Here is a 10,524-nt window from a genome sequence, read left to right on the forward strand (position 1 = left end):
GGGGGGCGCGCGGCGCGGGCCGCGCCGCCCTGGGCGAGCGTGTGAGAGAGCGTCCGCGCCCGCCGGGCGCCGCCCCCCCCGGGCGCCCCCCCCGCGGCCCTCGTCCGGGCACGCCATCCCGACCTGAGCGCGGCGGAAGTGGCGCGGCGCCTTGCGGGCACCGCGTATCCGGCGTCGCCCCCGCGCCTGGACGTCTACGCCGCCCTCACGGCCGTCCTGCCCGACGCCGTCGGCGCGGTGCCGCAGCCGCCCCCCGCCGGCCTGCCCCCGACGCCCTCCCCGGCCCCCCGGCAGCGCGCCGTGCTGGTCGCGTCGGCGGCCGGGGGGTTGGTTCTGCTGGTGGCGGCTGCGGTGGTGGTGTTCCCGCGGGGCCGGGCGCGCGGGTGGCGGCCGGCCGCCTGATCCTCCCCCGGCGCCGCGGGGTGCGGTGCACCGCGGAAACGAGGTCATGTCTCCGTGTCGCCCAGGTACGCGGTCTGCACCTGCACCGTCCGGCGGCGGGCGATCCGGCTGGCGCGGCCCGGTGGCAGCAGGCGGCCCTTGGCGTTGGCGATGACATAGCCCTCGGACGGCGGGCAGGACATCAGCAGCGTCGGGGTGTTGACCTCCTGGAGCCGGCGCATCAGATGGTCGCCCATGGCACGGCCTGCGCCGGAGGCGGCGCGGGCCACCACCATGTGCAGGCCCACCTCCCAGCCGAGCGCCAGCTGGTCGAGCAGCGGATCGAACGGGGCGTTCATCGGTCCTGAGCCGATCATGTCGTAGTCGTCGACGAGGATGAACAGCCGCGGTCCGGTCCACCAGTCCGCCGTACGCATCCTGGCGGGGGTGATGTCGGGGCCCGGTACCCGCGTCTTCACCGCCCGTGCTGCTCCGTCGACCAGGTCGCGCAGCGCGTCGATGGAGACGGCGTGGCCCAGCCGGTATTCGTCGGGGATCGCCTCGACCAGTTCGCGTCGGTAGTCCACCACCATGATCCGTGCCTCGGCGGGGGAGTACCGCTGCATCACTGCCTGGGCGGTGAGCCGCAGCAGGTTGGTCTTGCCGCTCTCCGTGTCGCCGATCACGACCATGTGCGGGCTCTCGGCGAAGTCGTGCCACACCGTGGCCAGTTCGTCCTCCTCAAGGCCCAGCGGGATCCGGAAGTCGCCCTCCGGTGCGGGCAGTGCGGACACCGGGAGTTCGGTGGGCAGCATGCGCACCCGGGGCGCGACGGGACCGTGCCAGCTCTCGGCCAGCGCGGCCACCAGTCCGGCGACACCCTCGCTGAGGTCGTCGGCGCGCTCGCCGCCGTCGATGCGGGGCAGTGCCGTGAGGTAGTGCAGTTTGCCGTCCCTGGTCAGACCGCGTCCCGGGACCCGGGGAACGGTTCCGGCCCGCCGCATGTCGATCTCGGAATCCATCGGGTCACCCATCCGCAGCTCCAGATGGGTGCCCGCCTGGTCGCGCACCGCGGAGGGGAGTTCCACCCAGCGGGCGGTGGTGACGATGAGGTGGACACCGTAGTTCAGGCCGCGGGCGGCGATCGCGGTGAAGTGGGAGATCTGCCGGTCGTAGTCCTGGCGGACCGTGGACCAGCCGTCGATGACCAGGAACACGTCTCCGTGCTCGTGGTCGGCGAACTCCCCGGCGGCACGGCGCCGCCGATAGGTGGCCATGGAGTCGATGCCGTGCTCCAGGAAGAACTTCTCCCGAGTCGCCAGTAGCGTGTTCACCTCGGCGATCGTGCGGCCCACCCGCTCGGAGTCCAGCCGCGCCGCGACCCCGCTCATATGCGGCAGTCCGTCCAGACCGGCCAGGGTGCCGCCGCCGAAGTCGAGGCAGTAGAACTGCACTTCGCGCGGGGTGTGGGTGAGGGCCAGGGCGGTCAGGAGCGTGCGCACCATGGTGCTCTTGCCGCTCTGCGGACCGCCGGCGATCGCGATGTGCCCGCCGACGCCGGCCAGATCCACGGTGAGCAGGTCGCGCATCTGGTCGAACGGCCGGTCCACGATGCCGATCGGGACCTTCAGCATCCCCCGGTCGGGCCAGCCCACGGTGGTGAGCCCCAGCTCGGGGTCGGGGGTGAGCGGTGGCAGCACCTGGTCGAGCGTGGCGGGCAGGTCCAGCGGCGGCAGCCATACCTGGTGCGCGGGTGGGCCTGCTCCCAGCAGCTTGTCGACGGCGACCGAGAGCAGTGTCTCCGCGGTCTCCTCTGCCTCCGGCTCGGGTTCCGGCAGGTCGGGCACGGCACGCGGTACGACGTAGCCGCTCGTCCACGGCACCGTCTGGCCCGCGGCTCGTGCCTGGTTGGCGCTGCCGCGGCGGTGCCGGTACGGCCCGGACACATAGGCGGCCCGGAATCGGGTCAGCGCCTCGACCCCGGACTTGAGGAAGCCGCTGCCCGGCGCCGACGGCAGCTCGTAGGCGTCCGGTACGCCGAGCACACCGCGGCTCTCCATCGCGGAGAACGTGCGCAGGCCGATCCGGTAGGAGAGGTGGCTCTCCAACTGGTGCATACGGCCCTCGTCCAGTCGCTGCGAGGCAAGCAGCAGATGCACACCCAGGCTTCGGCCGAGTCGGCCGATCATGACGAACAGCTCCATGAACTCACGGTGTGCCGCGAGCAGTTCGCTGAACTCGTCGACCACCACGAACAGGCTGGGCAGCGGCGCCAGCGGGGTGCCGGCGGCGCGCGCCTTCTCGTACTCCAGCGCCGAGGTGTAGTTGCCGGCGGCGCGCAGCAGTTCCTGGCGGCGGATCAGCTCGCCGTGCAGGGCGTCCTGCATACGCGAGACCAGCGCCGCCTCGTCGGCGAGGTTGGTGATGACGGCGGACACGTGCGGCAGTTCGTCCAGGCCGAGGAAGGTGGCGCCGCCCTTGAAGTCGACCAGGACGAAGTTGAGCGTCTCCGAGGAGTTCGTCAGGGCCAGTGACAGCACCAGCGTGCGCAGCAGTTCGCTCTTGCCCGAGCCGGTGGCTCCGATCAGCATGCCGTGCGGACCGGTGCCGCCCTGCGCGGACTCCTTGATGTCAAGTTCCACCGGCTGGCCGTCCGCGCCCACGGCGATGGGCACCCGCAGCCGGCCGGGACCGGTGCTGCGCTCCCACAGGGTCTGCGGGTTGTGCCGGTGGAGGTCCTGGATGCCGAGCAGGGTGGTGAGTTCCACGTCGGTGGCGAGCGGTTGGCTGATGTCGGTCGCCATGCCCATGCGATAGGGCGCGATCCGCTTGGCCAGCGCGGTCGCGCCGCACGGGCCGAAGACGTCAGGGCGGCCCAGACGGGTGGACTGCTCCTTGCGGTCGCGGTCGGTTCGCACCAGGGAGAAGTCGTCGCCGGTCACGTCGAAGCGGAGGGTGACCCGGCCGGGCCGCCAGGTCAGTGCGCCACTGAGGTCCAGTACGACGGTGTTGCGCATCCCGGGGCCGTCCAGCCGGTGGCCGCTGGGCACTGTGCCACCGTCGATGACGATCACGGTGAACGGTTCCTCGCGTCCGGGGATGGCGTCCGGGTCGAAGGGCGGGCGCTCCAGGAACTCGGCGCCCAGCAGGTCCTCCAGTTCGTTGAACGCCGCCCCGTTCATCCGGGCGGGTCCGGCGCCGTCGCTCTCCTGGGGGTGCAGGTGGTGCGGCAGCCACTTGGCCCATTCCCAGTCGGCCCGCCGTTCGTCCGACACGCACACGGCGATCCAGAGGTCGTCGGGGGAGTGGAACGCGGCGAGTTGCGCGACGACCGACCGGGCCAGCGCGCGGATTCGGTCCTCGTCGCCGCGGAACAGCACCCGCGCCCAGGCCCGTAGGAAGATCGCGATGGGTTGGTCGGGGACGATGCCGTAGGCGCGGATGAAGCTGCGCAGTGCGTGTGCGGCGAGCGGTTCGAGGTCCTCGACTGGGGTGCCTGCCACCGGGGCCAGGTGCAGGCCCAGCTTCTGGTCCCCCACCGCCACCCGGACCTCGCCGAAGTCCTCGTCCTGCGGCCGGCGTTCCCACAGGCGGGTCGATCCGACCACGGACGTCAGCGCCGACGGCTCGGGGTGCCGCCAGGCCAGGGCCCGCTGCTGGTCCATCACCGCGGCCCGCACCTTGCGCCGTGTCTGGGTGAGGTAGCGCAGGTAGTCCCGGCGTTCGCCCTTGAGGCGCTGCTTGCGCTCGCTGTTCCTGCGCATCACCTGGCCGAGCATCATGGCCGCGGAGGAGATGACCATCAGCCCGAGTGCGAGGTAGATGAAACTGCCGCCGCCGCCCATGCCGGGCCGCATGAACATCAGCATCATCGACACCGACATCAGCGCCATCGGCAGATAGGTCCAGACGGCCGACGAGTCCGGAACCACCTCGGGGAGCACGGGTGGCTCCTGCAAGGTCAGTTCTCCCTCCGGCATTTCCGGGCCTCGCCTGCGGGCCGGTCGGCGGAACAGAACCACACTCACCGTACGGTCTCCTTACGGGAGCGGCCGTCACACCGACGGAACGCGCTCACGGGTGGGGGACGGAATGTTGTGGGGGCGGGGGTCACCCCGAAGAGACGTTTGATACTACGATCCTTCGAGCTGACCGCCAATGATCAACCCCCCGTCTCTGCAGGTGCGTTGATACGCGCCGGCAATCCCCGGAAGGCGTGAGCCAGACCGATGAGTGACAACCAGGTGGCCGGTCTGTGCCGCCTGACCGTGAGAGCCCCCGCCCGCACGATCGATCTCGCCGTCCCCGCCGACGTGTCGGTCGCCGACCTGCTGCCCGCCGTGCTCGGCTACGCCGGGGACGACCTGGAGGAAGCCGGCATCGACCACGGCGGCTGGGTGCTGCAACGCCTGGGCGGCGAGCCCTTCGACGAGGAGCGCACCCTCGACTCCTTCGAACTGCGTGACGGCGAGACGGTCTATCTGCGACCCCGCGTCGAGGCGCTTCCCGAGGTGCACCTGGACGACCTGGTAGACGGCATCTCCACCACACTGCGCGACCGCCCGTACGGGTGGACCGCGGAAGCAGGCCGTCTGCTGCTGCGCGGCCTCGCCGTCACCGTGCTCACCGTCGGTCTGGTGGTGCTCGCGCTGCCCGGCGGCTCGGGCACCACCCGTGCGGTGTGCGCAGCGGCCTCCGCGCTGCTGCTGCTCGCGGGAGCGGCAGCGGCCAGCCGGGCCGTCGGCGATGGCGGGGCAGGTGCGGCCCTGGGGCTGATGGCCGTCCCCTACCTCGTCCTCGCCGGCTGGCTGCTCCCCGGCGGTGACCTCTCCGGGCCGCACGGCCAGGAGATGCTCGGCTCCCGGCTGCTCGCGGCGGCCGCCGCCGGCGCGGGCGGAGCGGTGCTCGCGCTCGCCGCGGTGGCCGCGTACGCCGCCTTGTTCTTCGCGCCCGCCGTGGTCGCAGCCTTCGGCGCGCTGGCCGCCATCGTGATGCTGGCCGCCGGCCTCACCGCAGACGAGGTCGCCGGTGTCACCGCGCTGGCCGCCGTGCTCCTCGGGGCCTTCGTGCCCTCGCTCTCCTTCCGCATGGCAGGGCTGCGCATGCCTCCGCTGCCGACGAACGCCGAGCAGCTGCAGGAAGGCATCGACCCGCATCCCACCGCGGTCGTCGCCACCCGCTCGGTGCTGGCGGACGGCTGGATGAGCTCGCTGTATGGAGTGGTCGGCGTGGTCTGCGCCGGCTGCCTCACCATCATGGCCCGCGAATCGGGTCTGGCGGAGGTCTTCACGTCCCTGGCGCTGGCGCTGTTGCTGCTGCTGCACGCCAGGGGACTCGGCAACGTCTGGCAACGCCTGTTCTTGGTGCTGCCCGCGGTCTGGGGCCTGGCACTGCTGGTGTTCTCCCAGGCCCAGGACGCCGGTTCCGCCGGGCGGCTGCTGACCGTCGCCGGGCTGTTCGCCGCCACCGCCGGGATCACGATCGCCTCCTGGACGGTACCCGGCCGCAGGCTGGTGCCGTACTGGGGCCGCGGAGCGGAACTGCTGCACTCGGCGGCGGCGATCGCCCTGCTGCCACTGGTGCTGTGGGTGCTTGGCGTCTACGGGGCCCTGCGGTCCCTCAACGGCTGAGGGAGCACACGGTGCAGTCCAAACGCGACCAGGTACAAGCGCACATGTTCGTCATGGGGCGTCTCACCTCCGCCCTTCTCCGCAGCGATCCGGACGCTCCGGAGAGCCCCCAGGGCCGGACCAACAGAGGAGTCGCTGTCGGTGTGGTGATCGCCGTGCTGCTGGCGGCGGGCGCCTTCGTGTTCGGCCTGTTCAAGCCCGGCATCAAGGACTCCTGGAAGGCGGCGGGCACCCTCGTCGTCAACAAGGACACCGGATCCCGCTATCTCTACCTGGAGGGCCGGCTGCGGCCGGTGCGCAACTACGCGTCGGCGCGCCTGCTGACCGGCGCCGACATGAAGGTCGTCCAGGTCGGCTCCCGCTCCCTGGAGGGCGTTCCCCATGGAGCGCCCGTGGGCATCAGCGGAGCCCCCGACGCGCTGCCCGGAGCGGGCGGACTCGACACGGGCGCCTGGCAGGTCTGCTCCGGCTCCGCGTCCGGAACGGTGACCACGCTCCTCGCCGTGGGCGCGCCCCCGGACGGCGCCGGTCTGAGCGGCGCCCAGGCGCTGGTGGTGGCCGGACCGGACAAGGCGGACTACCTGGTGTGGCGGGGCAGCAGGCTGCGTCTCGACGACCAACAGGGTGCTTCGCGGTCCCTCGGCTACGACACCACGCCCCGGGTGAAGGTGTCGTCGGCCTTTCTCAACTCCCTTCCGGCCGGCCCCGACCTGTCCCCGCCCGACGTGCCGGGCCGCGGCGGCAAGGGTCCGGAGCTCGGTGGTCGCGAGACCCGGATCGGCCAGGTCTTCCAGGTCGCGGTGCCCGGTGCGGACACCCGCTACTACCTGCTGCGCCAGGAGGGGCTCGTCCCTCTCACCGCGACGGGCGCGGCGCTGGTGCTCGGCGACCCGAAGACGCGCGAGCAGGCGTACGGCAAGCAGGCTCCCCATGCGGTTGAATTGGGCGCAGACGCGCTGAACGGCCGGACCGCCAGGACCCCGGCCGCGGAGCTCGCGGACGTTCCCCCCGTACCGCCCAAGGCCGTCACTCTCGACCAGGACCGGACCGCCTGCGCGCGGATCGAGGGAGGCGGTGGCACGGGCGCCCGGGTCAGTGTCGCCGTGGCCTCACCGGCCGAGCTGGGACCGGCCGCACAGCCCGCTCCGGAAGGGCTCACACCGGCGTGCGTGCCCGTCGATCGGATCACCGTCCGTCCCGGCGGCGGCGCGCTGGTACGTGCTCTGAGTGCCGGCGGTGCCCCCGGCAGCACGGTCTACCTCGTGACCGACAGCGGTATGAAGTACCGGATCGCCACCGAGGAGGCCCTGGCGGCACTCGGCTACAGCGTCGGACAGGCCAGGGGGATCCCCTCGCCGCTGCTCGCCATGCTGCCGACCGGTCCCGACCTCAGCCCAGCGGCGGCCGTGGCCGGACGGAACGGCAGGGCGACGTCCGCTCCCTGCGGAACGACACCGGACGCTGCCTCACCGGATGCGCCGGGAGGCAATCCGGACAGGCGGGGCGCGATGGGAGATTCCGTGGCGGACGACAGGACCGTTACGAAGAACTGACCTGTCTCGAACGGAACTTGCCTCAAATTAACCTCAATACAAAAGAAGTTGACAACGTCGTCATGCAAACATGACCCAGTTGCTTTTCGCTATGTCCGAGCAACTTGCCTGTTGGTAGGGGAAGTTGATCCCCTCAAGCGGACGGTTGAAATCCGGATCCAGTCGCAGTCGGATCCAGGTGAGGGGACCGGGCATGATCACCAGGAGGTGCGGTAAGTGGCAGGCTTCCAGCAGTCAGAGGAGCAGGCGACACGGAACGGAATCCAGGCCCTCGAAATGGCCTTCACCGGTGTGCAGAACTGCCGGATGGACGTCGAGAGCATGAAGTTCAACCTGGCGTCCGGGCTCAAGGGCTCGGACGGCAAGGCGTTTCAGGACCTGCTGAAGCTGTGGGACGACCAGGCTGAGGTCATCTCCAAGAACGTCCAGGAGATGGTGAACACCCTCAATGAGACGCTCACGCAGCAGGGCCTGACCCAGGGCGCCAACAACGAGTCCATCAACACCGCGTACAGCGAGTCCCAGAGCATCTTCGACGCGCTGAAGGGCTGATCGCGCGCAGCACTCCGGCACGGGCCGGATTTCCGGCCGTTGACCCCCCTCCGTACCTGATGCGAGACGAGGCTCGAGATGAGCGATTTCACCGACGGGCACATCTACGTCGACTACCGTTCCATGGCCAACGCGGCGGACGACATGGTGCAGCAGACCAGGGCGATCGCCGGCATCCTGGTCAACCTGGACGCCGAACTCCAGGCACTCAAGGCGTCCTGGGAAGGCGACGACCGCGAGGTCTACAACGCCAAGCAGGCCGCGTGGAACGGCGCCGTCGAGGCGATGAAGAATCTGCTGGAGAACCACTCCAGGCTCCTGACGGACGTGTCCGGCAACTACGACTACAGCGAGAAGAAGCTCACCCAGCTGTGGGAAGGCGTCCGCGTCGGCCGCTGAGCCGGTACGCACGGATCCCTTGACGCACGGGTGGCGGCCCGCCGCGACGCGCGGAGGGCCGCCACCCGGTATCCCGGTAGAGACAGCCCCGGCAGGAGACGGACATGGCGGACAACCCGACGGCAAACCTCGACAAGGCATGGCTGGAGAAGTTCCTCAAGGAAGACATCTTCAACTTCCGCGATGAGCTGAGGAAGATCCTTCTCGACGGAAAGGACGGGACGCCGGCACTGGCGAACCTGCTGCCGGGTGGCCACATCCCGAAGGGTACGCCGGCCGAGGCGGTACTCCCCCTGACGATCGGTGCCATGGCCGGAGACGCTCGGACGAACGGTGAGGGTCTCGTCGAATCCATCACCAAGGTCATCGGAGCCATCGACGTGATCATCAAGAACCAGTCGACACTCTTCGAGGACATCGAGGACAACCTGGGCACCAGCATCGAGAAGCTGTTCAAGACCCAGGGTGACAACCTCGCCAAGATCGACGGCCAGAAACTGCTCGATGTCTTCGAAGACGTCGACGACTCCCTCGGCGGCGGTGAAAAGGAAGACGACTAGGGCCTACCGGTCCCCCCGGCAGGTAGCTCCCAGCCCTCATTCCGCCCTTCCCGTATCCCGCCTCGTGCCCCCGGCCGTCAACGGAGACCGACCATGGACGCAAAAAACGTCATACCGCTCACCTCGGACAATGACAGCTGGCACAAGGCGGTGTCGCTGCTCACCGGGTACAACGCGCCCACGCGGGACACCCTCTTCACGGATCTTGAGGGCAACGACAAGATCAAGCAGATGAAGGTGGAGATCACCAAGCTGAAGTACGTCGACTACGCCGATCCCAGCGACTTCGACTGGCGTGCCGAGAACGCTGGCTTCAACATCCAGAACACCGACTTCGTCATCCCCTTCTACATGAGGGGAGGGGCCAACGGCCACGGCGTCACGATGTACAAAGCCCGCATCACCCTGCTCGGCAGCAAGAACGGCGATAGCCCCCCGGTGGGCGGTGAGGTAAAGGGCGGGGAGTTCAAGAGCCAGTACAAGGACCACCTCGGCCTCACCGGTGACAAGGCGGAGTGGACGACCGCACCGCTCACCCAGTACGCCTACGGGACCGGGCGCGCGCTGAAGCAGCTGATCGAGAACGAGAACGGCACTCACGGCTGGTCGTGGAACGGCAAGAACGTCGCCAATGATGCGGCGGTCACTCTCAAGTCCTTCGACACAGCAGCCGCTGCGTTCGACCGGGTCGGCCAGTTCTTCAGCGACCGGCAGAAGGTCGTCGAGGAGTGGCAGCGCCGCGTGGGCACCGAGCAGGACGACGCCTGGCGCGGACAGGCCGCCGGCGTCTTCTGGAACCTGATCCACACCATCGACCGCCAGTACACCGGCTACGTCAAGGACATGGGCTTCTCCGGCACCCAGTCCAAGCAGGGCAGGGAAATACGGGAAGCCAAAGCGGCCCTGTACAAGGCGGCCAGCGACCTGAGCCTCAAATGGGATTACTGGCAGCTCCGGATGGGGAACCCCCTGCGCTGGCTGCATGATCTCCTGTTCGAGATCACCGCCCATGTGTGGGAGAACAACATCAGGCAGATCACCTACGAGGTGAAAAGCATCGGCCGTGGAAATTTCCGGACGACGTACCACCCCACGTCGATTCTGGACGAGACGGCGACCCGGCTCGGCCAGAGTGACAACTTCGGTCGGCTCACCGACATGAGCACCTGGAAGGCGATCGGGGAGAGGGCCGTCTCGAACTGGCAGGCGTCTGTCATCGAGAATCTGGTGGAACCGGCGAACGCCGCACTCGATGAGCTCCACAACAAGTGGAGCTCATCGAACATCGACCTCGGATCGATACGCACCCGCGGCGACGACGATCTCACCAGCTCCTACACCGAGGACAAGAACGCCAAAGCGGCGGACGCCGCCGCGGGGGCGGGCCCGCGCGCACACGACCGAAACGCACCAGTGAGTCGGGGGGGGGCGGTGGAAGTCGCCGACTGA

The 10,524-nt window shown here is 69.5% G+C and carries 8 protein-coding genes; 7 read left to right on the forward strand and 1 reads right to left on the reverse strand.

Going from position 1 to position 10,524, the window contains the following annotated elements; genetic code table 11:
• Positions 1-138 precede the first annotated feature (138 nt).
• The gene (locus ACFWI9_RS13175) at positions 139-402 is read left to right on the forward strand and encodes a hypothetical protein (RefSeq protein ID WP_387161427.1); all 264 of its coding nucleotides are present in this window, start codon (positions 139-141) and stop codon (positions 400-402) included.
• Between the two features lie 44 nt (positions 403-446).
• On the opposite strand, the gene eccCa is transcribed toward ACFWI9_RS13175, so the two are convergent.
• Positions 447-4,403, reverse strand: a complete 3,957-nt coding sequence (gene eccCa / locus ACFWI9_RS13180) for a type VII secretion protein EccCa (protein WP_387161453.1) — start codon at positions 4,401-4,403, stop codon at positions 447-449.
• Between the two features lie 207 nt (positions 4,404-4,610).
• On the opposite strand from eccCa, the gene eccD reads away from it, so the two are divergent.
• The 6 genes from eccD (at position 4,611) to ACFWI9_RS13210 (ending at position 10,524) form a co-directional block, all read left to right on the forward strand.
• A complete protein-coding gene (gene eccD / locus ACFWI9_RS13185) occupies positions 4,611-6,011 on the forward strand; it encodes a type VII secretion integral membrane protein EccD (protein WP_387161429.1) in 1,401 nt (466 codons plus the stop codon).
• Between the two features lie 11 nt (positions 6,012-6,022).
• A complete protein-coding gene (gene eccB / locus ACFWI9_RS13190; RefSeq protein ID WP_387161431.1) occupies positions 6,023-7,564 on the forward strand; it encodes a type VII secretion protein EccB in 1,542 nt (513 codons plus the stop codon).
• Positions 7,565-7,780: 216 nt separating this feature from the next.
• On the forward strand, positions 7,781-8,116 hold the full coding sequence (locus ACFWI9_RS13195) for a hypothetical protein (protein ID WP_387161434.1): 336 nt from the start codon (positions 7,781-7,783) through the stop codon (positions 8,114-8,116).
• A 78-nt stretch (positions 8,117-8,194) separates the two neighbouring features.
• Positions 8,195-8,515 (forward strand): WXG100 family type VII secretion target, encoded by a 321-nt coding sequence (locus tag ACFWI9_RS13200; RefSeq protein WP_387161435.1) that lies wholly within the window; start codon positions 8,195-8,197, stop codon positions 8,513-8,515.
• Between the two features lie 104 nt (positions 8,516-8,619).
• Entirely contained in the window at positions 8,620-9,075 is a 456-nt protein-coding gene (locus tag ACFWI9_RS13205) for a type VII secretion system-associated protein (protein WP_387161438.1), read from the forward strand.
• Positions 9,076-9,168: 93 nt separating this feature from the next.
• Positions 9,169-10,524 (forward strand): AAWKG family protein, encoded by a 1,356-nt coding sequence (locus ACFWI9_RS13210; protein WP_387161440.1) that lies wholly within the window; start codon positions 9,169-9,171, stop codon positions 10,522-10,524.

It is taken from the genome of Streptomyces sp. NPDC127084 (genome assembly GCF_042724175.1).
Classification (GTDB): domain Bacteria; phylum Actinomycetota; class Actinomycetes; order Streptomycetales; family Streptomycetaceae; genus Streptomyces.

What these genes read in the sequence shown, in the direction of transcription:
- eccD (WP_387161429.1), top strand. Translation starts at nt 4,611, where the DNA reads ATGAGTGACAACCAGGTGGCCGGTCTGTGCCGCCTGACCGTGAGAGCC.
- ACFWI9_RS13200 (WP_387161435.1), top strand. Translation starts at nt 8,195, where the DNA reads ATGAGCGATTTCACCGACGGGCACATCTACGTCGACTACCGTTCCATG.
- ACFWI9_RS13205 (WP_387161438.1), top strand. Translation starts at nt 8,620, where the DNA reads ATGGCGGACAACCCGACGGCAAACCTCGACAAGGCATGGCTGGAGAAG.
- ACFWI9_RS13210 (WP_387161440.1), top strand. Translation starts at nt 9,169, where the DNA reads ATGGACGCAAAAAACGTCATACCGCTCACCTCGGACAATGACAGCTGG.